Genomic DNA, 23,522 nt, shown 5'->3' on the forward strand with positions numbered 1-23,522 from the left:
TTTTTCATGAGGAGCGGTCGATTGCGCTTCAATTTTACGCTGTAAGGTACGGGTTGGCGCGTGCTCATTTTCATATTCACGAAATTCAGGGGCTAAGCTTGCATATTCATATTCTCGGTATTTGCGGCACATTCATGGGGGGTATTGCGACGATCGCGCGAGCAGCCGGCCATAAGGTAACCGGCTGCGACGCGGGCGTGTATCCTCCCATGAGCAGTCAACTCATTTCGCAGGGGATCGAGTTGATCGAAGGATTCTCGCCGGAACAAATCCGGCTGAATCCCGACCTGTTCGTCATCGGTAACATAGTGACGCGTGGCAATCCGCTCATGGAGGAAATCCTCAATCGTAGCCTTCCCTATGTTTCGGGGCCGCAGTGGCTTTCGGATAATGTCTTGCGCGACAAGTGGGTTCTGGCTGTTGCCGGCACGCACGGCAAGACGACAACGAGCGCGATGCTGGCGTGGATTCTTGAATACGCGGGATTGGGACCGGGATTCCTCATCGGGGGCATTCCGGAAAACTTCGGATTGTCGGCCAGACTTGGCAGCTCAAGCTTTTTTGTCATCGAGGCAGACGAATATGACACCGCTTTTTTCGATAAGCGCTCCAAGTTTGTCCACTTTCACCCAAGAACGGTAATACTCAATAATCTGGAGTTTGATCATGCGGATATCTTTGCCGACCTTGCCGCGATAGAACAGCAGTTTCACCATTTCGTACGCATCATTCCCGGCAACGGCCTTGTCATCGCCAATGGCCGGGAAGAGAGCCTGGAGCGTGTGCTGAACAGGGGGTGCTGGACACCCGTGGAAAGGGTAGGGGTAGCGAACGGTTGGCAGGCCGATATTCTGGCCGACAGCCGGGTCGCTATTTCTTTAATGGGGGAATTCCAGGGAACGCTGCATTGGAAGTTGCTGGGCGAGCACAACCGGATGAATGCGCTGGCTGCTTTGGCTGCGGCCCGCCACGCCGGTATCCCCGTGAATATTTCCATCAGTGCGCTGATGGAATTCAAGAACGTCAAACGCCGGATGGAAGTCCGAGGTGTAGTAGAAGGCATCACCGTTTACGATGATTTTGCCCATCACCCCACGGCCATCCGGACGACTCTCCAGGGGTTGCGCGATAAGACAAGAAATGCGCGCGTCATCGCGGTGCTGGAGCCTCGTTCCAACACGATGAAGATGGGTTTATGGAAAGACAGTCTGGCGGACAGCCTTGTGGCGGCGGACCTGGTGTTCAGCTATACGGCCAATCTGGGTTGGGATGTGAAAGAGGCGCTGGTTTCCCTGGGTGAGAAAGCCATATACCACGACGACCTGGGCGCGTTGATCGGAGCCATTACAGCTGCCGCATCGCCCGGCGATCACATACTCATCATGAGCAATGGCGGTTTCGGCGGAATCCATGAAAAGCTGCTGGTAGCCATGCGCGACCGTTACGGAGTGACGAGCTGATTAAACCTAAATCCGGTAGTTGACCGCTCATTTAATGATCAGTGTTATGATTAATAACAATGTTTCATATTATTTGATGCTCACCTTCCGGGTGAGAACGCTACGGGGTGAATTGCACAGTTTTTGCGGCACATGGCTGCGTTGCAACTCCTTGGAATGGAACGGCGCCCCAAAGCGTCGCCCGAGGTACCCCGCGAAGCGGGGATCGGGCAGCGCAGGGGATGCCGCGATCGCGTTCCACACGCAAGCGGGCGCCCGCATCCCGCTTCGGGGTCGCACCTTCCTGCGGAAGGCACTGCTCCGCCCTACGCGGTCGCATTCCGCGTCGTTGCGCCTTGCCCTGCACCCCAAGAACCATGCACTTCACCCCGTCCAACTACTGATTTAGGTTAAAAGATAAGTGCGAGATCAGTGCGCTGATTTCACCGTTCCACAACTTGCACTGATCCACCGGCCACTGGTATCCGCGTGCTCATTGACAGGATTATCCTGTACAGTACCATTGAATACGGTCCATCCCAAGAAGCGCTCGGGCGTTGTAAACGTCCCCTCAGCTCTTCCATTGCCTTTTAGTTGAGGATGGGTACAGACAAGATCCATCTTGTAGCTGTTTTCTGCCCGAATCGCATTTTTGATGCTGCAACCCGATTCCTGCACATGAAAATAAGATGGAATTTCTTCATCCGCCATTTGCTGGGTAATGCAGACTCTGGATGTCGCCGCACCATCCTGGATCTGGGGCATGTCCAATCCATATTGCTTGGCCAGGCTGGTCAGTTTCTGCATTTGCTCCGGCGGAATCTGGGGCACCAGCGCCAGCAGCATCGACGTAGTTGTGACTTCCCATAATCCGGGACGGATGTGATTTTCGGCAGCATTTACAGTTGAAACTAGCGGTAGCAATGATAGTAATAAAAAAATTTTTCGCATTGATTCCTCAAAAACGATAATCCTGAATCGCATACCGTAGCGAGCTCACCAAAAAAGTGAAGCTTAAGAGGTAAAAAGGGGTACAGAAAATCCTTTTCGGTTATAGCGCCTGGTTGACAATGAGCGGTCAACTGCCGGATTCAGGATAATACATCACTTCGATATTTATCGAACTGGACAAATGTAGAGTACTGCCGTCAAAACTGAAAGGATGACTGTATTTCCGGATCGACTTACTTCGGCGGTGCGGCAGGAATCAATCGAATCAGCGGGAACGGCGAACACAATGTGAGCCGGAACGACGGCAGCGCAACTATCAGTCCTGCCGCAACTCAAATCAGGAATATGAGGATTGGTATGAAAAACGAAATTGGAATAATCGGCAGAAGTTTCTCTATTTTCGGCGCGCTATTTTTATTGTGCGCGTCAGCGAATACGTGGGCTGATAAAGATGAGGAAAGTCTTATTGCTGCATCCAGCAACGGCGATCTCTCGCGGGTCAAGACGCTGCTCGTCACAAAAGTCAATGTGAATGCGCGCGCACCCGACGGTGTTACCGCCTTGATAGCGGCGTCCCAGGGCGGCTATGAAGAGGTGGCGCAAGTGCTGATCCAGGCCAAGGCGGATGTAAACGCAAAGACGAGCAACGGCACTACCGCGTTGATGCAGGCTTCGCAGAAAGGTCACCGGCAGGTGGTGCAGGAACTGATTGCCGCCAAGGCCGACGTGAATGCCAGGAGAGGCGATGGCGTTACCGTATTGATGCAGGCATCGCAGGAGGGACAACGGCAGATCGTACAAATGCTGCTCGCCGCCGGGGCCGATGTAAATGCCAGATTAAGCAATGGCGCTACCGCACTCATGCTGGCGTCTCAGATCGGCCATACGGGAGTGGTGCAAACACTGCTCGCCGCCAAGGCCGATGTGAACGCGACAGCAGGTAACGGCGCAACCGCACTCATGCTGGCATCCAAGTATCGTCACCAGGATGTGGTAACACTCCTCAAGGATGCGGGAGCCAGATAAGCACGGTACGGAGCTGCACCCTGGCGCAGACCTGCCCCAACCGCAGCGGCAGTCTTATCCGCAGATCGACTCGCTGCGTCCGGATGATGCAGTCTTCATTGTGAAGTCCAGGAAAGGTGGTACTGTTCCGGGAAAGGGCCGGCCTTATAGTCGATTGGAGCTTTAGCCGCAATATTCTGCCGGATCAGGACCTGGCGTACCATCTCCGGGATCATGACCATGCCGACGTAGCGCCCCAGGCACTCATGGCTACCGAAGCCGAAATGAAAATAGTTATACCAGTTACGCTTCGGGATAAACTCGTCTGGTGACTCGAACGCTCTCTCATCGAACATTGCCGACAAGGTTATCGGCAGCACATAGGTTCCCGCACGAAGCAACGTTGCATGTTCCGTGCCCTTGGCTGCGGTATAGTCGCTTTCGCAAGTGCGGAACAAATAAGGCGTGATCGGCACGAAACGCAGGGCCTCCCAGACGAAGCCATCGAATTCAGCGGTGTTTTCCTGCTGAGCAGCGGTTGTTGCCTTGGCGAGCCATTCTGGGTGATCCAGCAGATACTGCATCACCTGCGCAACGGCCTGCGAGGTCGTCTCGATGGCGCCGATCAAAAGACCGCCCGCGTTAATCCCCAGGCGTTTGATATCAAAATCCAGTTGTTTTGGATAATCCGTGCGCAACATTCTGGTCACGATATCATCGTCCAGCCGAATGAGGGTCGAAAAGGTGAGTTGTTCAGCCTTTACTTGCAGCAAGCGGCGAGCAATAAGTTCGACGATGAACTTTCCAAGTTCTTTGGAAGTTTCATTGTGACGATCGATGATGTATTGGGATTTTTCCGGCGGCAGCGCGTCAAAAGGATGGTTATGAAAGGTATCGCATTGGTTCCAGTAAGACCATTCGATCAAATCGGCCCGCTTTGCTCCGGTAAGTCCGAAATATTCCCGCACCAGCGTGGCAGGCACCATGCGGCAATAATTGCCGACCAACTCGATGTTGCCATGGGCATTGTCGAGTATCTCCCTGGAAATATTGCCCACCATTTCGCGCACCGCCGGCAGGTCATCGCGATTCAGCATGCACTGCATCAGGGATTTTTCACGTGTGTGCAGGGCATCGTCATCATGCATCATCAGGTAGTTGCCCATTTTTGGGGCATAAGGCGCAACCGTGAATACCTTGGGCATATTCAGCACTTCCCTGACGTCATCGAAGCGTGTGACCAAGGTGCATTTTGACGTCACCAGAATAGGTCGCTTTTCGCGCAATTCCTTAAAAAACGGCAAGGGTTCCGTATCGATCCAACGGCGTACCAATGCAAACTTATCTGAATCGGCGGCGGCATCATATTGCTCGAGGTAACGGCTAGTGCTCGCATTCATCTGTGGCTCCCTATGAGTTTTTAGCTATAAAATGTCAAATGATCAGGATTAAACCCAGATAAATCCATTAGACGGCTCTGCGAGCCTACCCGAGTGCTGGCGGTCAGTTTGCGGCCATTTTTGCCGCCATTTCTGCTACCCGCGCGGCGTCCATAGACCAGGCTATGGACTTCTCCCAACCGGCAAAACTGTCTCGCAACCTGCCTCGCCATCATCTCGTGTCCTAATGGATTATCTGGGTTAAAGCGTCTTCAGGTATTCAAGCAAGTCGAGGCGATCCTCCCTGGACATGGGGTACAGGCATTTGTCTTTAATGGAGGGGTCCTCGTCCTTAATGTTTTCATCTGTGCATTGGTCCTTGATCTTCTGGTCTACCGGTCCGTTAGACTCGTCGGCCATGCGTCTTGCCCCGTATTCGTGCCCCGCGTTGCTGTTTCCTTTGGTATAGCCCCCCCGATCGTCCTTGATGCCTTTCGTATTGAAGGGAAAGCCGCCGTAACCGCTGCTTTTAAAACCCACTTTGGCTGGATCGAACTCGCGCGATCCGACTTCAAACTCGTCAGGGCGGTATTCACCATCGTCCGGGTCTCCGGCACGTTTTTTCGGCAGCAGCAAATCGTAGAGCGTCGGCACCGAACCATTATGCAAATAAGGCGCAGTCGCCCAGATACCATTTAGCGGCCGTGCCTTATAAGCTTTCAGCGAGGCAACCGGATTGGCCGTGGTGTCGGGATCGTATTCGCCGCGCTTGATTGAGGGCTTGATCTTATTATCGCGAAAGCCTGTCGCCAAATTGTAGAGCCACTCGGACCAACGCTGTAAAAACCATTTATCCGGTTCCGGGTTGGCGACCACCCCTATGGTCGCTTTGGTCAGCAAGGCCGAGACCGGCGCACGCTGATCGAGCAGGATATCGCCTACACCACCGGCGGAAACATACAGGTTGCGCTGAATACCCGAGAAGCCCTGGTAATTTACGCTATTCTCAGCCATCTGGGGATCAGTGCCGACATCGCTGGCGCGTGACATATGTGCCACGACACGGCGATCGGGATCATCCCGCTTTATATTCGAATGGCAACTGATGCAGTGCCTGTTGAACAGGGACTTTCCTTTCTCAAGACGAGACCTGTCGATCGGCGGAAGGATATTCTCGGGCCATTGCGGAGACTGCAGGCTCAACAGGCGTGCTTCGATACGGCGCAGGTTAAGGACATTGACGGAAGAGTCGTAGCTGATATGCCTGCCGAACAGACCCTGGCCGGTAATAAGTGCAGGTAAAGAAAATCCGTCTCTTTCCGTCCAATCGAGGGTGCCGAATACGCCAATCGCTTCCCCCGCGTTGCGGGCGATTGCCTTCAATCCCGAATTTTCGGTAAGACCGTTCCATTGAACGTAATCATGCTGAGGCGTATCCCATAGAAATGGGTAGCTGACCGGCGCGTTAGGCGGATTAAACAGCTTTTTCCTCAGCTTTCCGAGCGGTTCCAATCCCTCCAGGCTTCTGTTCCTGGTCAAGACTGCGAGGAGGTTGTGGACGATCTGGTCACGCTGCTCGCCACTGAGAACCCTGTCCGTATTTCCTGCTATCGACTCCAGCTCTTCTTCGCTTATCGCCGCGTTTTTCATTATCCACGGATCACTCAGCAAATCCTTGAGTTCCTTGACGGTCACGATATGTTCCAGGACGCGGTTGTAAATGCGTCCAAAGGCATCCAGTCGTGCATAACCGTAATGGGTCGTGCTGTAGTTGATCGTGATGTAACTGGCGAGACGCTCGGTATATTTCTGGAGGTCGGCCTTTACGTCAGCCTCTTTTTTGTATGCTCCCCGCGCCAATACATTTTTCACAAACCGGTTTTGGACCTCTTCATTTTCGCGAGTTGCCTTCATGGCGCGGACGATATCCGCCATGAATGTTTCCATATCAGCCCCTGCCGGGCCGCCATCGATACGGATACCCTTGCCCTTGTAGTTTATTTGTCCGGTATGGCAGGCAGCGCAAGTCAGGCCCACGTAGTCGTTACCTTTGTATGTATCCTTGACGAAGCCAACCGGCAGCGCATCGGGATTGCTGGAAGTCGCCTTCTGCGGCAAATAGCGGTAGCGATTCATGTTCTCATTGGATCGAAACGGCTCGGTGGTGTCCTTTTTCTCGAGCACCATGAAAAAATCGTAGGGCATCATATCCGACCCCTGCGTCACGCTATAAAACCATAGGCTGTCGGCAGGCTGCCAGTTCTGGCTGGGAAGGTACTCCACTGTATTGAACTGATCGCCAAACACATCCTGCTTTACCGTGGTTGCGCCCCGGTCCGGGTCTTTATCAAATGCTGCACAGGCAGGCAGGAGTGCGGTCAAAAAAACCAGCACGGGAATGAAAAATGCGCGCCGTTTTGCTAACACAGCAGAAGATTGCTTCACGATGGTTCCCTTTACCGAGAATGAGAGGAGGAGAATAAGAGCAACGCTCTAATATAATTATAGTTTATTTCCGCAAAATATCTGGCGGCGGCAATGGGCTGTGCTGTTCGGCACAGCCCTGATCACGCAGTCTCCAAAAGCGATTGACCCCGAAAACCGGCTCGACAGGTGTACGACGCATCTTGAGTAACTCCGCATGAGCGCGTCGGCCGACATCAGCTTGATGGGCCTGAGCGTTCCAGAGGCTGGCAAAAACATGGCAACGGCTGGGTTCCCCTCGTTTCCCCGTGAGACAACCGGACAGACGGCCGCTCCAGCACTGCCCCATACGGGATTGCTCGCTGTGTTAGTATCCTCGGCAGCTCAACGTGGAATCATTGCCTATTACTACCCGCTTAGCGGGTGTTTGCGGTGTCCCGGTGTTGCCGGCGATGCACTCTCTGGAGCTATACGCGAGTCCCTGACAGTCTTTGTTATGTAAACGGACGCGCGGAAGAAAACTTTTGCCCCGAATTACAATCAAAGGCACGTATTGTGTGGTTTTCCCGGCATCCCGAGTTGGCAAGCGCCGAAAAGCCGGTGCCGCGCATCGGTATCCACTTCATCGTCAAGTATTCTACCCCAGCCAGAGCGAGTCCTCCGAATCCTGGAAAGGCTACGTTTCGGGCTATAATTTGAGCGGCGGTATGCGACTGAACCGGTGCATTTGCGCTTCCTATAATCTTTTACGGCGTTCTCCGCAAACCATTTCATGAATGTTTTTTACGAAGAGGAAGGCACCTTCAAGGTGGGTTCAATACTTGCCGACAACACGACCTCGCTTCAAGTGGAGGCGCCTCACGGCAAGCGTGCAAAAATAAAAGCGGCTTCGGTGCTGCTTCGGTTTGACGCGCCCTCGCTGTCCGAATTCATGGATCTTGCGCAAAAGAAAGCAGAAGATCTGGACCCCAATTTTCTTTGGGAATGTTGCGAGATCGAGGCGGAGTTCGCCAGCGATGCGCTGGCTGCGGATTATTTCGGTCACGTTGCTACGCCGGAGGAAGCGGCGGCGGTGTTGATACGGCTGCACAGTGCGCCAATGTATTTTTACAAGAAGGGTCGCGGGCGCTACAAGGCTGCGCCACCGAAAGCGCTCGAGGCGGCGCTTGCGAGCCAGGAAAAAAGACGTCGCCAAGCGGAACAACAGGCGCGCTATATACAATTATTGAGCGAGTTCACGCTACCGGAAGAATTCAAGCCGTCGCTATCCAGCCTGCTCTATCGTCCCGACAAGAATACAGTCGAGTGGAAAGCACTTGATGCCGCTTGTACTGCAAGCAAACTGAGCGTTTCCCGGTTGCTGGAGAAATGCGGTGCCATCCCCTCCACGCATGACTATCATCTCAACCGTTTTCTGCTGGAGCATTTTCCTGAAGGTACGGAGTTCGATGTATTCGATTGCGGGGAGCTGCATGCCCCGGTAGATTTGCCCATTGCAGATGTGGCTGCCTTTAGTATAGATGATGTCACCACTACGGAAATTGACGATGCCTTTTCGGTGACTCCGCTGACGCTGGGGAGCGTCCGCATCGGTATCCATATCGCTGTCCCGACGTTGGGCATCGCACCGGGTTCACCGATGGATGCCCTGGCGGCAGAGCGCCTATCAACCGTATACATTCCGGGCCAGAAGATCACGATGTTTCCGGACGCCGTCATACAACACTATACGTTGTGCGAAAAACGGCTGTGCCCGGTGGTCTCGATGTATCTCGACGTCGCGGATGACTTCACGGTTTTCGCCACAAGCAGCCGTATCGAACAAGTGAGGGTCGTCGCCAACCTCAGACATGACACGCTGGAAGCGCATTTTAACGAACATACCCTGGCGGGAGGAAAGCTGGATCATCCTTTCGGAAAAGAGTTGCTGTCGCTCTGGAACTTCGCCTGCAGGGCGGAAGCACTCCGGGGCAAGGCCAACGACAGCAATAACGAGCGAATCGATTATTGCTTCAGCGTCAAGGATGATCGTATCGATATCAGTCAGCGCCGGCGGGGCTCCCCGATTGACAAGGTGGTATCGGAATTGATGATTTACGTTAATTCCGAATGGGGTAAGCTGCTTGCAGATAACAGCGTTGCCGGCATCTATCGTAGCCAGGGTGGCGGCAAGGTTAAAATAAGTACCTCTCCCGCACCGCACCAGGCACTGGGCGTTTCGCAGTATGCCTGGATCAGCTCGCCTATGCGCCGGTATGTCGATTTCATCAATCAGCGTCAACTGATTGCGCTGTTGCGCGGAGAGACACCGCCTTACACGAGAGAGAGCGAGAGTCTGCAGACGTTCATGCGGGATTTCGAAGCGACTTATGAGGTTTACGGAGATTTTCAGCGCAACATGGAGCGCTACTGGTGCCTGCGTTGGCTGTTGCAGGAAGATATCAGCACAACCGGGGCGCAGGTATTGAAAGAAAATCTGGTGAAGCTGGACCGCCTTCCACTGGTAGCACGGGTTGCCTCGTTACCGGAAGTGCCGCCTGAAACGAATATCGAAGTCGAGATTTCCAATATCGATTTGCTGGAACTTACTTTCAACGCAAAATTCCTGCATAAACAGGAAGCATGAAATTATTCTTGCATTCCATGTGACGAATGGGGTTTTATTGTTTAGAATGACGCCGGAAACATCGAACAAGTCGGCCGTCGTGCCTCTGCTTCCAGCTCGGGAATTCATCCGCATGCTCCATAAAAACCTTCCCTCAATCTAGTGTCCGCACGGTTCCGAGATTGAGCACCGTTCCGAATATAACTGGTTTCGACACGATGGCAACTCGCGGCTGGTTGCTGAATGGGTCTTCGCGCCTGCAGCTGGCGATATTGATATCCGTGGTCTGCCATGCGGCAGTTTTGTTCGGCATCAACTTCAAGTCTCCCATTCCGAAAGATAGCAAAACCGGTAACCCCCTGGAAGTGGTATTGGTGAACAGCAAGTCCGCGTCCAAACAGAGCAAGGCAGATGCGTTGGCGCAGGCCAATCGGGATGGTGGAGGCAATACCCGCAGCGATCGCCGGGCGGAAACCCCATTTCCGCTTGCGCTAAAGAGTAATCAAGCGGTGGAGACTGATACAGCAAGCCAGGAAGCAAAGCAGCTTGAACAGGAAGCGCAACAACTGACGACTGAGGCCAATAGGGACGAACTCATGTACCAGGCCGAGCCTCCTTTAGCGCAATCCGAACGTAGCCGGAATGCGATTGACACCGCCGGTCTGGTTCAGCGCAGCCTGGAGATCGCACGGCTCGAAGCGCAGACCCCGGTGAATTATGAGGCTCATCAACACGGCCTGAAGCGCAAATTCATCGGCGTCCGTACCCGGGAATTCCGTTTCGCTCGTTATGCCGAAGATTGGCGCCTCAAGGTGGAACGGATCGGCAACCTTAACTACCCTGAAGCAGCCAGACGGGAGGGGCTTTATGGAAAACTGCAACTCACCGTTGGGATCAAGTCCGATGGCAGCCTTGAATCCATTGAAATAAACCGCTCATCGGGGAGAAAGGTTCTGGATGAAGCAGCGATACGCATCGTCAACCTGGCCGGGCAAAATGGATTCGCTCCTTTTCCCCCCGACATCAGTCGAGATACCGACATCCTCCACATTACGCGCACCTGGGTATTTACCCGTTCGGACGAACTGGCAAGCGAATGAAAACGCAGGCTCCAAGCCTGCCGCCGTTCATATATCTTTTACCATTCAAGCAGTTGGCTAATGACCGATTTCTATGCCGTCATCGGCAACCCTGTTGCCCACAGCAAGTCACCGCTGATTCATGCCGAGTTTGCGCGGCAAACAGGTCAAGATATACATTATGAGGCCATTCTGGCGCCGACGGATGCGTTCGCCGCAACGATAGCGGGTTTCAGGGCGCGTGGCGGCAAAGGCGTGAACGTCACTGTTCCGTTCAAGCTTGAAGCCTGCAGGATTTCCACCCGCCTCACCGAGCGGGCAGAGGCGGCGGAGGCGGCGAACACGTTGGCGTTTGATGCTGGAGGCATCTTCGGTGATAACACCGATGGTGCCGGATTATTGCGTGACATCGTAGCCAATCTGAAATTTTCACTTACAGGCAAGCAGGTTCTGCTCATGGGCGCCGGAGGAGCGGCTCGCGGTGTAGTGTTGCCCTTATTGGAACACAACCCTTGCCTGTTGACTGTTGCAAATCGTACCAGACAAAAAGCCGCTGCGTTGCAGCAGCGGTTTTTGCGCTATGGAAACATCGTGTCCGCCGGTTACGATGATCTGGGCGGAACGAAATTCGATCTCGTCATTAACGCCACCTCTGCCAGCCTGGGTGGTAAACTTCCAGTGCTGCCGTCCGGCATTTTTTCCAGTGCATCGCTGGCTTACGACATGATGTACGGCAATGGGTATACCCCTTTCCTGCAATTTGCAAAGCAACAGGGCGCAGGTCGTTTGGCTGATGGTATCGGCATGCTGGTGGAGCAGGCGGCGGAATCGTTCTTCCTGTGGCGTGGACTGAGGCCACGAACAAAGCCGGTGATTGAAATGCTCGGATCGCATGGCGCGATACGTTGAAAACATAAGGTTGCGGCAGCAAACGCATGAGAATGTTCTTCAAGCGCTGGTTCTGGCGCCTCTTTTTGCTGCTTGTCGGCATCGTCTTCGCCTATCAATCCTGGATTTTCGGCCATGTTGTCTATTGGAATTCTTACAACCCTTCTTCCAGCGCCTTCATGGAAGATCGTTTGGCAGTATTACGGCAAGGAAATACAGCGGCGGCATTGCGCATGCAATGGGTTCCTTACGAACGGATTTCTCCCAATCTCAAGCGGGCGATCATCGCTGCGGAGGACAGCAAATTCCTGGCGCACGAAGGGTTCGATTTCGATGCTATTCAGAACGCGTATCAGAAAAACGTGAAAAAGCGCAAGCTTGTTGCGGGCGGTTCCACCATCAGTCAGCAACTGGCAAAGAATTTATTTCTTTCCAGTGAAAAAACCCCGGGACGCAAGATTCAGGAAGCCATCATCACATTGATGCTGGAAAACGTGATGTCCAAACGCCGTATCCTGGAAATTTATCTGAATGTGATTGAATGGGGAAACGGAGTGTTCGGGGCAGGGGCTGCCATCCCCTATTATTACGGCGTTTCCGCTTCTTCAATTACTGCGGAACAAGCCGCCCGCCTTGCGGCCATGGTTACCAACCCTCGCTTTTACGACAAGCACCGTAATACCCCCTGGCTATCGAAGAAAACCGGGATCATCCTCAGCCGAATGGCATCGGCACAAATTCCATGACAATATAAAAGGGTTGGAATGCGGCGGATGGAGTAATGCTTATTTTGCATTCTGCACCCCCGCTGTCATAATATCCGACCCAATTTTTCCCTACAATCAGGCCATCCGGTTCCAGGGCGACCCGTCATGACAAAAGCAAGCAACCTCAGGGAAACAGAAAATCTGCAAGAGCATCTGCAACGGGTAATCTACTTGTTGCACGAGCACAAGCTTGCCGAAAGCCTTGCGCATGCCCAGGCAGCGCCAGACCGGGGTTTCGAGGAAGAACGGCTGGATAAGCAGAATCTGGCTGAGCTGCAAAAGCTCCTGGACAAGCTTCACCCCGCGGATATTGCGCATATTCTGGAGGCGATGCCGCTTGAAGACCGCCTTTTGATCTGGGACCTGGTCAACGCGGAGCGTGACGGCGAAATTCTTCTGGAAGTTTCGGACGCCGTACGTGAGACGCTGATCGCCACGATGGACAGGCGCGAGATGCGGGCCGCGGCAGAGCAGCTTGATGCCGACGAAATTGCCGATATCGCCTCGGATTTTCCACGTTATATTCTCGATGATGTATTCCAGTCGCTTCCGATGGAGGAGCGCGAGAAATTGCGCGCCGCCATGTCTTATTCGGAGGACTCGGTGGGCGCACTGATGGATTTTGACGTTGTGACTATTCGTGAGGATGTGACGCTGGAAGTGGTGCTGCGCTATTTGCGGCGGCTGGATGAATTACCGGACCATACTGACCAATTATTCGTCGTGGATCGGGAAGAGTATCTCAAGGGCGTGCTACCGCTGAACCGCCTGTTGGTCAGCGATCCCAGCGCCCAGGTCGCTTCGGTGATGACCACCGAAATGAAGGTGTTTCACCCCGATGAGAAGGCGCATCGGGCGGCGCAGGCATTCGAGCGCTACGATCTTGTTTCGGCTGTCGTGGTAAATGCGGAAGATAAGCTTGTTGGGCGCGTGACCGTTAATGCGGTAATGGACTTTATCCGCGAGGAATCGGAAAGCGAGGCGTTGAGCCTGGCTGGCCTGCGACAGGAAGAGGATCTGTTTGCGCCGGTATGGAAAAGCTTGAAGAACCGCTGGACATGGCTAGCCATTAATCTGGTGACCGCTTTTATTGCCTCGCGCGTAATAGGCATATTTGAAGATTCGATTGAAAAACTGGTAGCGCTGGCGGCGCTGATGCCGATTATTGCCGGGGTCGGTGGCAACTCCGGCAATCAGACAATTACCATGATTGTGCGGGCGCTTGCCCTGGGGCAACTTGACCCAAGAAATGCCCGGATGTTGCTTGGCAAGGAAATCAGTTTGAGCGCCGTGAATGGCCTGATGTGGGGCAGCGTGGTAGGGATATTCGCTTTCCTTATTTACCGCAGCATTCCCCTCAGCCTGGTAATGATGTTGGCAATGATATTGAATTTACTGCTGGCAGCAACAGTAGGTGTGCTGATACCGCTGACTCTTCATAAATTCGGCCGCGACCCGGCGGCAGGCTCCAGCGTAATGATTACCGCCGTTACCGATAGTGGAGGTTTTTTTATTTTTCTGGGGCTGGCTACCATTTTTCTGGTGTAACAAATTCAGGAGCGGCATCGCATCAGTTGAAACTGTGCAGTGCCAAGCTAGGGCAGGATTTTCTCGCCGGCGGTTAATTGCTCTATGGATTCGCGTTCGCGAACAAGATGAACATGGTCGCCATCGACCATCACTTCGGCGGCGCGAGAGCGAGTGTTGTAATTCGAGCTCATGCTCATGCCGTATGCCCCGGCGGACATGATCGCAAGCAAATCTCCCTGGCGCAATGCGAGGTTCCGGTCATGCCCCAGAAAGTCGCCCGTTTCGCAAACGGGGCCGACCACCTGATAAGTTTTAGCGCCAATGTCATTCTCGGTAATAACGGGAAGAATTTCATGATAAGCATCGTATAACGCCGGGCGCATCAGATCATTCATCGCCGCATCCACAATGGCAAAGTCGCGATGGGGCGTATGCTTGAGATACTCAATCCGCGTAAGCAATATACCGGCGTTTCCCACCAAGGCGCGGCCAGGCTCGATCAGGATGCGCTGCTTACGCTGACCAACCTCGGCGCACAGCACATCGACATATTCCCGGACGAGGGGCGGATTTTCCCCAGAATAACGAATTCCCAACCCGCCGCCCAAATCCAGGTGATCGATTTGCAAGCCCTGTGCTTCGAGACGGTCCAGCAGTCTCAGCATTTTTTTGCAGCTTTCGATGAAAGGGTCGAGCTCGGTCAACTGCGAGCCTATGTGGCAATCGAGTCCGGTAATGCATATGTTGGAGAACTCATGGGATGAAACATAAAGCGATTCCGCCTCATCGAAGGGAATACCGAATTTATTCTCCTTGAGGCCGGTGGAAATATACGGGTGGGTTCTGGCATCGACATCGGGATTGACCCGCAGGCTCACGGGCGCGATTTTATTCATCTCTCCGGCGACCTGATTCAATACCCTCAATTCCGCTTCCGATTCCACATTGAAGCAGAGTATCCCTGCGTCAAGCGCTGCCCGCATCTCTTCAGGCCGCTTGCCGATTCCCGAAAAAACGACTTTTTTCGGATCGCCCCCGGCTTTCAGCACCCTCTGCAGTTCACCGCCCGAGACAATATCGAAGCCGCTACCGAGGCGGGCGAACAGATTGAGAATAGCCAGATTGGAATTGGCCTTGACTGCGTAGCACACCAGGTGGTCGCGCGCGCCAAAAGCGGCGTCGAATTCCCGGTAGGCGGCAGTGAGCGCGGCGCGCGAATAAATATAACAAGGCGTGCCAAATTCCCGGGCAATGCGGTCAAGCTCAACCGATTCACCACATAGCCTGCCATTGCGATAACTGAATGAAGGGAAGCCGCTCACTACATCTTCTCTTCATCTGAAGGCTGTTGAGGCTGGGGGGCAGGTGACTGCTGCGGGGTGGACGATTTCTGTGGCGGAGGCGCCTTCTGCGGAAGATAGAGAGGCGCTTTAAGGCCGCAGGCACTGAGCAGCATGACTGTCACGACGACGGAAGAGAGCGTACGCATGGGTTAACCCAGGAATGATGAGGTGGAAATACTAACACAAAGATCAGCAACCACTGACTACGTCCCGAGGTTTTCCAGCAATGTCCTCAGAGCAATGCCCTCAGCGTTTTCAGAGCCTGATTTATCGAGGCAGCCAGGGTATTTTGCTTTCGCCGGCTACGCTGCGTGAATCATTTTCCGCCAGCGCGGCAGACGCGGAGCTCGAACCAAGGAAAAGCTTTTCCCGGCACCCGGAAAAGGCGGCTGCCGGTGGAAAAATACAGGCAAGTCTGTTAGCCTAATGCTATGGACGAAACGAAAAGGCCGAGCCTCATCCCACCTGGCGGCGAAAAAAAGGTATTGCTGCATTCTTGTTGCGCGCCCTGCTCGGGGGAAGTCATGGAGGCCATGCTGGTCTCCGGGATCAACTACACCATTTTTTTCTACAACCCCAACATTCATCCCGAGCGCGAATACCTTCTGCGCAAGAATGAAAACATCCGGTTTGCGGACAAGCACGGCATCGAATTCATAGATGCCGATTACGACACGGAAAACTGGTTTGCGCGCGCCAAAGGCATGGAGTGGGAGCCCGAACGCGGCATCCGATGCACCATGTGTTTCGACATGCGCTTCGAACGCACTGCGCTATATGCATTCGAGAACGGCTTTCCGGTGATAACGAGCTCTCTCGGCATTTCGCGCTGGAAGAACATGGAGCAGATCAACGATTGCGGCCGCCGCGCGGCAGGGCGCTATGATGGGCTGGTCTACTGGGATTACAACTGGCGAAAGGGTGGCGGTTCCGCGCGCATGATCGAAATCAGCAAGCGCGAGGAGTTTTATCAGCAGGAGTATTGTGGTTGCGTCTACTCGCTGCGCGATACCAACCGGCACCGGAGAAGCCAGGGCCGCTCCCTGATCGAACTCGGCTCCCAGTTTTACGGTTTCCCGGCGGAGAAGGATGAGCCGTCGAGCTAACGGCCTGCGGAATTTGTTTACACCCGTTCAGCCCGCCACCAGGTCTTGATGAAGTAGCCGGTCCCTGATCGAAAAGCAAAGACCGGTTTCGAGCGCTTTGTTCAAGCTGCTGAATAATCCCGATTAGGCAAGGTCGCAAGGCGTCCTAGGAGCGATGTTTCGCATGAAGAAGATAGACATTGGTTAACTGGGGCGCGCCGGAAAGCGGGCCGCATAGCCGTGCACATTTGCGATAAAAAAACAAGAAGGAGACATTCAGCATGAACCTGGAACAATGGTCGGCCGTCGATGCGTATTTTTCGGAGATGCTGATACCCACCGACCCGGTGCTGGAAGCAGCGCTGAAGCATTGTACCGACGCAGGATTGCCGTCGATAAATGTCGCGCCCAACCAGGGGAAGCTGCTGCACATGCTGGCGCAAATCCGGGGCGCCCGCCGCATCCTGGAAATCGGCACGCTGGGTGGTTACAGTACCATCTGGCTGGCGCGGGCGCTTCCACCCGGTGGCTCGCTCGTTTCGCTGGAGGTGAGCCCCATCCATGCAGAGGTCGCCCGGAAAAACATCGAGGCGGCCGGTTTATCGGATATTGTCTCGATTATTGTCGGCAGGGGTGCCGATACCCTGGAAAAGCTCGTAGCCGATCATGTAGAACCGTTCGATCTCGTATTCATCGATGCGGATAAGGAAAACAATCCGGCGTACCTGAAGGGCGCGCTGAAGCTGTCGCAGCAGGGGACGCTGATCATTTGCGATAATGTCGTTCGCAAGGGCCGGGTGATGGATGCGGACAGCAGCGACCCGGACGTGCAGGGAACACGGCACTTCTTTGAACTTCTGGCCGCCGAACCACGATTGAATTCGACTGCGATTCAGACCGTAGGTATAAAGGGATGGGATGGTTTGTCGATTTCCATTTTTACAGGTCCTGGCTGATCGGAATGTGATTCGGAATCCCCTCCAGGCTGGGCGGGGGATTTCAGGCGACAGTTATTGCATTGAAAACGAGGAAACCTCATGAATGAGCAGGGATCAGATATTAGCTAATTAGTTTGTCTTCTTTAGTTCCTCCAATTCGTATGAGTACGTGGGTTTATAGTTCATCACCCATAAGAATGGGACGAAAAGAAAGAGGCCGCCGATAAGCGCTCCAACGTTCACATTATCATTACGGCTGAACGAAGCAAGGAAATCTTGATACCCATCCTTTTTTAATAATACGGTGTTAGTGGAGCCTATTATTTTTGTATCGCTATAGGCGTAGGGAGTTGTCCCAGCTTTTTCTCCGTTGACATAAACTTGCGCGCCATTCGGTGTGGAGTTGATTATGGTGTTACTGGCGCATGCTGTAACGGATATTGCAAGAATGAGGCAAAGAAGTCTTTTCATTTTATGGGCTTTTTTTTTGCGCCTAGCTTTATTGGGGGCTATGCTACCCCGTTTTTTTACCATCAGCTGTTGAGCTTTTTAAGCCACGAGTGTAATCATATTCTTGAGCTTGAGCAATGCAATTCTATACCGTTTTTTTATGCTAGCAGCCTGTCGGCCTTCCCATCAATTACGCCTGCGACCCCTGATCGCGCGAGGCCAGTTTTTGTCCCTTGTATTTTTCCTGCCGCCTTGGTCTTGGCGATACTTGTCCGTAGGCAATAAAAAACCCGCCGAAGCGGGTTGATCAGGGGAAGCCATAGTACCGTTGCCTTCCTTCTGCCAGTTGGGACTGGCAATGAAGATCCTTTACGTTGGCCTCCTGGGCAGCCCGGCAGTAAAGGCCCAGGGCGGGCGGCATGGGTTGAATGAGCGCGCTTGCCATCGACATGGCCCTGGGCTGCGACTCAGGATACTAGCCACAGAGATTTCCTGGAGAAGAATCCTAAACGTTGAGAACGATGCTTGCCTTGAGCGCCAGCGTACTGCACCGTCGACGATCAAACCTTGACGGCGCCATGCTGGCTCGGTTGCTGCATTACGCACACATCGTGCAGATCTGCGGGGAAAGCTACTGGCTCAAGGATAAACGCAAAGCCGGCCAAGTGTATAGAATTAGGGACAGATCACGGTTTTCCATGACTTTCCAGTGTTCGCGGGCAAATCGTGGTCTGTCCCCTATTCTTGCTATTCGTCAGTATCGAGCAGGGATCTTTTTATTTCAGCCAAGTAGTCCACCTGGGCTATTACATAATACGGTTGGAACGATTCTAATATCTGCGTAGGCTAATCTCGGATTGTAATATCTCTTCCTCTTTCGGAGTTCAATCATGAAACTTACCTCTTTGCTTTTCTTCATCCTCAGCATGCTATACGCAGGAATTTCAGGCGCTGTCAATGTTCCGCTGCAGAACGCCACCGCCACGTACTCTCAGACCAATCCCCAATTTCCCGAGCTCTGGGTTCCAGGTAAAACCATAGACGGGATGCCCTTCGGAAGCTTTACTTCTTGGGCCATCTTTGAACAACCTGCCATCAAGGCCCAGACCATAGTCTGGGAAACGCAGTCGAATGTGGGTTCCAGCTCTGGACTGGATTTCAAATTCGATCTCTACCACGGCGACAATATTCCCTCCTTGACCCATTATCTGGGGCACTTCCGTCTCTCATACACGACCGACGACCGTGCTTCGTTTGCAAACGGTTTGGCGAATGGGGGAGATGTGAGCGCCAACTGGACGGTGATCACGCCCACCAGCGTAAGTTCCAGCGGCGGAGATGTCTTCTCAATTCTTGGAGACGACTCGATGCTGGTAACCAAGCTGAACAGTAACTCGAGTACGCACCCCACCTATACCGTCCTGGCTACTATCAACGCAGCTGACATTACTGGTTTTCGCCTCGAAGCGATGAAAGATCCCTCCCTTCCCTTTGGCGGACCCGGTCTCGACCCTACCGCCGGCAACTTCCACTTGTCCGAATTCGTCGTTACCGCCGTCCCTGAACCCAAAACCTACGCCATGTTAATAGCTGGGTTTGGCTTGATGGGTTTTATGGCGCGTCGTCGCAAGGGTTCTTTAAGGATGACCAGTCGATGAGAATAATGGGGTAGCAACCTCCGCACCAGCCATTGCGTCAGCGCGGTATAAAGACTCCATCGGTCCTGATAGAGCCCAGTGTTGCCGATCGAACGATCCATGCGCTTGATCTTGTGTTTGACGAAGGTTGCACTTGGAAGGCTTCGACCTAAGGTCGTGATCGATACCTGAGCACCGTATAAGACCGACAACAGCCATTAATGCTTTGAGTCGCGTACGATGGATTGACGGAACCGCTTTTTGAAGGTGTTTGTGTAATACCGTGAGGGTGCATGGGACCTCCTGAAAAAGTTATGTATTCAAGGAAAAGTTTCATGCACTCGCTGTTTTTGATTAAGCGTATATCATAAATATCTGTGATGTTAAAATATTTTTTAGGGATAACTCAGGAACAGGCCACGGTTTTATTTTTGTTTGAAGGTTTGATAATGGCGCTTTCCAGTAATTAGCATCTGACACAGGCTGCCAGATCAGGAGTGCAATATATCGGACCTTGCCATCACCCAACTCCCCTCAATTTCTTCCTAGCCGCCGCATAACCCGGATATACGCTTCCCACCGTTTGCCAGAATGCCTTGGAGTGATTCATTTCAATGAGATGCGACAACTCATGCGCTACGACATAATCCACCAGATCGAGCGGCTTCTGGAGAATTAGGGGGCAGACCACGGTTTTCCGTGACTTTCCGGTGTTCGCGAGCAAATCGTGGTCTGTCCCCTATTATTCGAGAAAAAAGACCAATCGAGTCTGACCCTATAGATTTTCTATAGATTTTTGTATTCCTTTATGTGTTGTGGAATATTTCCCGAAATATCAAGATCTTGTTCAAGAGAATTACAAGAGAATTAGGGACAGACCACGGTTTTATGCTGATATTGTCCAGTTATTGCAGCTCGACATAAAACCTATCAGGCATGCAATTTACTTTCCTTTACTCAACTCCTCCTCAGCTTCCTCCTGACTACCGCATAGCCTGGATATGCTCCGTCTGTCAAAACGCTTTGGAGTGGTTCATTTCAATGAGGTGCGACAACTCGTACGCCACGACGTTATCCACCTGATCAAGGGACAAGAAACAAGACTTGACCCGTTTGATGGGCCTGGCCCCATTTGATGTGTTTTTCTTTTTCTGTTTTGAGTTAAGCGGGTTGCTCTCCGCGAAGGGAATTCAGGTACTGGATTACTTTATCGTATTCGTTTACTCTATCCTGCGCATTATTCTTGCGAAGCCATTTCTGGTTCTCAATAGCATGGTGAAGTATGCTATCACCCCACTCCCCACTAAAGAAAGTGTCAAGAAAGGCTGGATATTCAATACCGTATGTCAATTTTCCGTTCACTACATACCCTACGTTCATAAATATTCGTGTCCTTTCAGCAAACGTGAGGTGCTGTTCATCCGCAAAAGCTGGAAATTTTCTAACGAAATTGGAAAAACATTTTTCAGCATTTTCTTTGTTTCCTTGATTCAGGAACAAAACACCCATAGCCCAATAACAGTACACGCTTCCCTTAGCCGCTCCCTGCTTATAAGTGTCAAGGGCTTTTCTTTCGTCTGCAGGCACGCCCTCTCCTCGATTGTATATCTCTGCTATTTGGCCATAGGCGGGTAAGGAACCTAACTTTGCGGCTTGGCGGTATAGACGAAAAGCTTCGTCGTAGTCTTGAAGGTACTCGCCTAAGCCATAATAATAGTTTTCGGCCGCTTCAAAAATGGCTGACCAGACATAACGTTCCTCCTCTTCTTCATCCTCGAGTAGGACATATTCTTCATTATCGTCCTCAAGCAGATCGTCTTCCTCATCTGGCTCGATCTCATCAAGTTCGCTATCGATCGCCCCTGGAGCTAGTGCTATCGCTCTGACAACCTGATTTACTGGGGCATTAAAAAATTCCCTGTTTTCTGAAATCCTAAAACCTTGTTGGGCTAGATAAGCGTGAACAAAAGATTCAGCAAAGCTGCATTCCTTAAACAGTTGCTCATAAACAACAATGAATGGTGAAGGTAATCCGGTTGCAGCAGAGAGTTCTGCTGCTCTTTCTTCAGAAGTGCGGGTCGTTTTTCCGACCTTAACTAAACCGGGCATGGCACTATTAGCAAGTACATAAAGATATCCCACATCTTGCATTTTCTTCATCCCCATCGAAAAAAGCTGAAGCTCTGCATTTTAACGCTAACGTTTTACAAATATCGGCAATTTAACGGTGGGAGATGTGGCGCATGTCACCATATTGCAGAATTGGGGACACAGCACAGAATTGGGGACAGACCATGGTTTCATTTTCGTTTGAGTGGTAATGGCACATTCCAGTAATGGCGTCGGGCACGGGCTGGCAGTTCAAAGTTTGCAACTTATCGAGAATTAGGGGACAGACCACAATTTTCCGTGACTTCTCGGTGTTCGCGAGCAAATCGTGGTCTGTCCCCTATTATTCAATACGGCACCCCTAGGCGATCCAAAGAAAGGGTATCGAAGTTCTAACTGTGATAACAAACGTGGTAACTCATGTTTATGCCGATGATAAGATACAGTAACAGTGAGGCTTTCAGAGCATAGTGTGAATGACACCCTCCCACCAATTTAGCATCCACATTTATCCGGTTAACATTCAAATTTATCAATAACACCTTGGCTTATACGTACTTATTGTCCAGGGTAGTGTGGTAACGTGACCTGCTCTCGTTTTTTATAGCCAATTCGAAAGTGAGCCTTCGGGTTCGAGTACTATAGTTGACGACCGTTCCCGACCTGCTTCAGCCGGGGTTCGATTGCCAAGTGAAGAATGGGGACGCTCGTTGTTGTAGAACTGCCGCCATTTCTCGATCAATATCTTTGCCTCGTGTCGCGTTATGAACCATTCGCGATTCAGGCATTCGTCTCGCAGCTTGCCGTTGAAGCTTTCCACAAATCCGTTCTGCCAAGGGCTGCCCGGTTTGATGTAAGCCGGTCCAACATTCTGGTCTCGCAGCCATTTCATTACTGCTGTGGCGGTAAATTCCGCTCCATTGTCTGATCGAATAAATGCTGGTTTCCCGTACAGTCGCATTAACCGCGACAGGGTCAGAATCACATCCTGGCTGCGCAAGGATTTCCCGACCTCGATTGCAAGGCATTCACGCGTATGCTCATCCAACACACATAACAGCTTGAGTGGATTTCCATTAGCCAGACGATCATGCACGAAATCGTACGACCAGACATTATTTGGCCGGGTTGCACCAGGAATGCGTATGTCAGTGCCACAGCGCCGCTTCCTGGGCCGCCGTTTGGGCAAATTCAGTCCCAGTCTATTCCACAGTCGCCATACGCGGCTAGCACTTTGGCACGTCATCACAGCAATGCGCCGATAACCAAACCGCGGATATCGGCTCGATGCCTCAACCAATGAAGCAGTTAGTATTCGATCCTTGTCAGGTTGCTTGAGTTCGTAGCTGCCAACCTGTCGGCTCACCCCGGTCATACGGCAGGCCGCACGCTCCGATAAACCTTTATTCTTCAGCAGGGCCAGCGCTTCGCGCCGCGCTACCGGGGTTACCATTTTTTTGCTGCAATTTCCTTCAAGCCTTCGATTGCCAACACCTGCTCGGCAACAATCTTCTTCAGTTTGGCATTCTCCGACTCCAGATCCTTAAGCTTGCGTGCATCTGACACAGTCATCCCACCATATTTGTTCCGCCAGCGGAAAAACGTCTGTTCCGTAATATTGTGCTTGCGGCAAATGTCGCGGATGACTGCTCCATCTGCTTCGCCTTCACGCAAAATACCAATGATCTGCTCTTCACTAAATCGCTTCTTCATGTTCGCCTCCATGTCAAAATTAACATGAAGGCTCACTCCGTGGGTGGCTACAATATTCTTAGCAGATCAAACGCCCTGTCGAGTACGTTCAATGTTGTACTTTAGTCCAATGGGCAAAGCGGATACAGGCTGTAAGATATAATTACGCAAACGGTAGCGTCCGATGCCGTTATGGAATGA

At 52.4% G+C, this 23,522-nt stretch carries 21 protein-coding genes and 1 pseudogene; 13 read left to right on the forward strand and 9 right to left on the reverse strand.

Translation table 11 applies throughout. From position 1 onward, the window contains the following. The first annotated feature begins 98 nt into the window (after positions 1 to 98). Positions 99 to 1,460 carry a UDP-N-acetylmuramate:L-alanyl-gamma-D-glutamyl-meso-diaminopimelate ligase gene (mpl, locus tag KJS40_RS02425; RefSeq protein ID WP_213538931.1) on the forward strand — a complete coding sequence of 454 codons (1,362 nt, stop codon included), beginning with the start codon at positions 99 to 101 and terminating at the stop codon, positions 1,458 to 1,460. Positions 1,461 to 1,868: 408 nt separating this feature from the next. On the opposite strand, the gene KJS40_RS02430 is transcribed toward mpl, so the two are convergent. Then, positions 1,869 to 2,390: a DUF3617 domain-containing protein gene (locus tag KJS40_RS02430; protein ID WP_213538932.1), complete on the reverse strand. Its 522-nt coding sequence runs from the start codon at positions 2,388 to 2,390 to the stop codon at positions 1,869 to 1,871. 357 nt (positions 2,391 to 2,747) lie between these two features. Between KJS40_RS02430 and KJS40_RS02435 the strand changes: the two genes are divergently transcribed. Further along, positions 2,748 to 3,416, forward strand: a complete 669-nt coding sequence (locus KJS40_RS02435) for an ankyrin repeat domain-containing protein (RefSeq protein ID WP_213538933.1) — start codon at positions 2,748 to 2,750, stop codon at positions 3,414 to 3,416. Between the two features lie 95 nt (positions 3,417 to 3,511). On the opposite strand, the gene KJS40_RS02440 is transcribed toward KJS40_RS02435, so the two are convergent. Together KJS40_RS02440 and KJS40_RS02445 are read right to left on the reverse strand one after the other, a co-directional pair. Beyond that, positions 3,512 to 4,795, reverse strand: coding sequence for a cytochrome P450 (locus KJS40_RS02440; protein WP_213538934.1), 1,284 nt, complete (start codon positions 4,793 to 4,795; stop codon positions 3,512 to 3,514). 240 nt (positions 4,796 to 5,035) lie between these two features. Next, positions 5,036 to 7,219 (reverse strand): di-heme-cytochrome C peroxidase, encoded by a 2,184-nt coding sequence (locus KJS40_RS02445; RefSeq protein WP_280520241.1) that lies wholly within the window; start codon positions 7,217 to 7,219, stop codon positions 5,036 to 5,038. A gap of 196 nt (positions 7,220 to 7,415) precedes the next feature. On the opposite strand from KJS40_RS02445, the gene KJS40_RS02450 reads away from it, so the two are divergent. The 6 genes from KJS40_RS02450 (at position 7,416) to mgtE (ending at position 14,085) form a co-directional block, all read left to right on the forward strand. Then, the gene (locus KJS40_RS02450; protein WP_213538935.1) at positions 7,416 to 7,700 is read left to right on the forward strand and encodes a hypothetical protein; all 285 of its coding nucleotides are present in this window, start codon (positions 7,416 to 7,418) and stop codon (positions 7,698 to 7,700) included. A 270-nt stretch (positions 7,701 to 7,970) separates the two neighbouring features. Beyond that, positions 7,971 to 9,824 (forward strand): RNB domain-containing ribonuclease, encoded by a 1,854-nt coding sequence (locus KJS40_RS02455; RefSeq protein WP_213538936.1) that lies wholly within the window; start codon positions 7,971 to 7,973, stop codon positions 9,822 to 9,824. Between the two features lie 197 nt (positions 9,825 to 10,021). Then, a complete protein-coding gene (locus KJS40_RS02460; protein ID WP_213538937.1) occupies positions 10,022 to 10,903 on the forward strand; it encodes a TonB family protein in 882 nt (293 codons plus the stop codon). Between the two features lie 60 nt (positions 10,904 to 10,963). After that, positions 10,964 to 11,791 carry a shikimate dehydrogenase gene (aroE, locus tag KJS40_RS02465; RefSeq protein WP_213538938.1) on the forward strand — a complete coding sequence of 276 codons (828 nt, stop codon included), beginning with the start codon at positions 10,964 to 10,966 and terminating at the stop codon, positions 11,789 to 11,791. A gap of 32 nt (positions 11,792 to 11,823) precedes the next feature. Next, positions 11,824 to 12,516 (forward strand): monofunctional biosynthetic peptidoglycan transglycosylase, encoded by a 693-nt coding sequence (mtgA, locus tag KJS40_RS02470; protein WP_090455295.1) that lies wholly within the window; start codon positions 11,824 to 11,826, stop codon positions 12,514 to 12,516. A 126-nt stretch (positions 12,517 to 12,642) separates the two neighbouring features. Then, complete coding sequence (gene mgtE / locus KJS40_RS02475) at positions 12,643 to 14,085, forward strand: magnesium transporter (protein ID WP_213538939.1); 1,443 nt, start codon at positions 12,643 to 12,645, stop codon at positions 14,083 to 14,085. A gap of 47 nt (positions 14,086 to 14,132) precedes the next feature. Here mgtE and lysA read toward each other — a convergent pair whose 3' ends face one another. Together lysA and KJS40_RS02485 are read right to left on the reverse strand one after the other, a co-directional pair. Further along, positions 14,133 to 15,389 (reverse strand): diaminopimelate decarboxylase, encoded by a 1,257-nt coding sequence (gene lysA, locus KJS40_RS02480; RefSeq protein ID WP_213538940.1) that lies wholly within the window; start codon positions 15,387 to 15,389, stop codon positions 14,133 to 14,135. After that, a complete protein-coding gene (locus KJS40_RS02485; protein ID WP_213538941.1) occupies positions 15,389 to 15,556 on the reverse strand; it encodes a lipoprotein in 168 nt (55 codons plus the stop codon). Before KJS40_RS02485 ends, lysA begins: the two co-directional genes overlap by 1 nt. Positions 15,557 to 15,636: 80 nt before the next feature. Here KJS40_RS02485 and KJS40_RS02490 point away from each other — a divergent pair, with 80 nt between their 5' ends. From KJS40_RS02490 to KJS40_RS02500, 3 genes are all read left to right on the forward strand, one after another. After that, positions 15,637 to 15,837: a hypothetical protein gene (locus KJS40_RS02490; protein WP_213538942.1), complete on the forward strand. Its 201-nt coding sequence runs from the start codon at positions 15,637 to 15,639 to the stop codon at positions 15,835 to 15,837. Between the two features lie 4 nt (positions 15,838 to 15,841). Next, complete coding sequence (locus KJS40_RS02495; protein WP_213538943.1) at positions 15,842 to 16,516, forward strand: epoxyqueuosine reductase QueH; 675 nt, start codon at positions 15,842 to 15,844, stop codon at positions 16,514 to 16,516. Positions 16,517 to 16,776: 260 nt separating this feature from the next. Next, positions 16,777 to 17,451 carry an O-methyltransferase gene (locus tag KJS40_RS02500; protein WP_213538944.1) on the forward strand — a complete coding sequence of 225 codons (675 nt, stop codon included), beginning with the start codon at positions 16,777 to 16,779 and terminating at the stop codon, positions 17,449 to 17,451. Between the two features lie 111 nt (positions 17,452 to 17,562). Here the strand turns inward: KJS40_RS02500 and KJS40_RS02505 are convergent, their stop codons facing one another. Further along, complete coding sequence (locus tag KJS40_RS02505) at positions 17,563 to 17,904, reverse strand: PEGA domain-containing protein (RefSeq protein WP_213538945.1); 342 nt, start codon at positions 17,902 to 17,904, stop codon at positions 17,563 to 17,565. A gap of 554 nt (positions 17,905 to 18,458) precedes the next feature. On the opposite strand from KJS40_RS02505, the pseudogene KJS40_RS02510 reads away from it, so the two are divergent. Both KJS40_RS02510 and KJS40_RS02515 read left to right on the forward strand, forming a co-directional pair. Then, positions 18,459 to 18,548 (forward strand): annotated as a pseudogene (locus KJS40_RS02510) (ATP-binding protein); the annotation flags it as partial. 225 nt (positions 18,549 to 18,773) lie between these two features. Next, positions 18,774 to 19,541 carry a PEPxxWA-CTERM sorting domain-containing protein gene (locus KJS40_RS02515; protein WP_244859665.1) on the forward strand — a complete coding sequence of 256 codons (768 nt, stop codon included), beginning with the start codon at positions 18,774 to 18,776 and terminating at the stop codon, positions 19,539 to 19,541. 499 nt (positions 19,542 to 20,040) lie between these two features. Here KJS40_RS02515 and KJS40_RS02520 read toward each other — a convergent pair whose 3' ends face one another. The 3 genes from KJS40_RS02520 to KJS40_RS02535 form a co-directional block, all read right to left on the reverse strand. Continuing rightward, positions 20,041 to 20,211: a M48 family metallopeptidase gene (locus KJS40_RS02520; RefSeq protein WP_244859666.1), complete on the reverse strand. Its 171-nt coding sequence runs from the start codon at positions 20,209 to 20,211 to the stop codon at positions 20,041 to 20,043. Positions 20,212 to 20,681: 470 nt separating this feature from the next. Continuing rightward, complete coding sequence (locus tag KJS40_RS02530; protein ID WP_213538946.1) at positions 20,682 to 21,671, reverse strand: GIY-YIG nuclease family protein; 990 nt, start codon at positions 21,669 to 21,671, stop codon at positions 20,682 to 20,684. Between the two features lie 559 nt (positions 21,672 to 22,230). Continuing rightward, a protein-coding gene (locus KJS40_RS02535; protein WP_244859667.1) for an IS3 family transposase occupies positions 22,231 to 23,342 on the reverse strand; the annotation gives its coding sequence in 2 pieces (ribosomal slippage) (positions 22,231 to 23,081 and positions 23,081 to 23,342; 1,113 coding nt in all). Between the last annotated feature and the right edge of the window lie 180 nt (positions 23,343 to 23,522).

The organism is Nitrosospira sp. NRS527 (assembly GCF_018406445.1).
In the GTDB taxonomy this organism is placed as follows: domain Bacteria; phylum Pseudomonadota; class Gammaproteobacteria; order Burkholderiales; family Nitrosomonadaceae; genus Nitrosospira; species Nitrosospira briensis.

What these genes read in the sequence shown, in the direction of transcription:
- KJS40_RS02430 (WP_213538932.1), bottom strand. Translation starts at nt 2,390, where the DNA reads ATGCGAAAAATTTTTTTATTACTATCATTGCTACCGCTAGTTTCAACT.
- KJS40_RS02505 (WP_213538945.1), bottom strand. Translation starts at nt 17,904, where the DNA reads ATGAAAAGACTTCTTTGCCTCATTCTTGCAATATCCGTTACAGCATGC.
- aroE (WP_213538938.1), top strand. Translation starts at nt 10,964, where the DNA reads ATGACCGATTTCTATGCCGTCATCGGCAACCCTGTTGCCCACAGCAAG.
- KJS40_RS02460 (WP_213538937.1), top strand. Translation starts at nt 10,022, where the DNA reads ATGGCAACTCGCGGCTGGTTGCTGAATGGGTCTTCGCGCCTGCAGCTG.
- mgtE (WP_213538939.1), top strand. Translation starts at nt 12,643, where the DNA reads ATGACAAAAGCAAGCAACCTCAGGGAAACAGAAAATCTGCAAGAGCAT.
- KJS40_RS02450 (WP_213538935.1), top strand. Translation starts at nt 7,416, where the DNA reads ATGAGCGCGTCGGCCGACATCAGCTTGATGGGCCTGAGCGTTCCAGAG.
- KJS40_RS02455 (WP_213538936.1), top strand. Translation starts at nt 7,971, where the DNA reads ATGAATGTTTTTTACGAAGAGGAAGGCACCTTCAAGGTGGGTTCAATA.
- KJS40_RS02490 (WP_213538942.1), top strand. Translation starts at nt 15,637, where the DNA reads ATGTCCTCAGAGCAATGCCCTCAGCGTTTTCAGAGCCTGATTTATCGA.
- mtgA (WP_090455295.1), top strand. Translation starts at nt 11,824, where the DNA reads ATGTTCTTCAAGCGCTGGTTCTGGCGCCTCTTTTTGCTGCTTGTCGGC.
- KJS40_RS02495 (WP_213538943.1), top strand. Translation starts at nt 15,842, where the DNA reads ATGGACGAAACGAAAAGGCCGAGCCTCATCCCACCTGGCGGCGAAAAA.
- KJS40_RS02440 (WP_213538934.1), bottom strand. Translation starts at nt 4,795, where the DNA reads ATGAATGCGAGCACTAGCCGTTACCTCGAGCAATATGATGCCGCCGCC.
- KJS40_RS02515 (WP_244859665.1), top strand. Translation starts at nt 18,774, where the DNA reads ATGAAACTTACCTCTTTGCTTTTCTTCATCCTCAGCATGCTATACGCA.
- KJS40_RS02435 (WP_213538933.1), top strand. Translation starts at nt 2,748, where the DNA reads ATGAAAAACGAAATTGGAATAATCGGCAGAAGTTTCTCTATTTTCGGC.
- KJS40_RS02530 (WP_213538946.1), bottom strand. Translation starts at nt 21,671, where the DNA reads ATGCAAGATGTGGGATATCTTTATGTACTTGCTAATAGTGCCATGCCC.
- KJS40_RS02500 (WP_213538944.1), top strand. Translation starts at nt 16,777, where the DNA reads ATGAACCTGGAACAATGGTCGGCCGTCGATGCGTATTTTTCGGAGATG.
- KJS40_RS02485 (WP_213538941.1), bottom strand. Translation starts at nt 15,556, where the DNA reads ATGCGTACGCTCTCTTCCGTCGTCGTGACAGTCATGCTGCTCAGTGCC.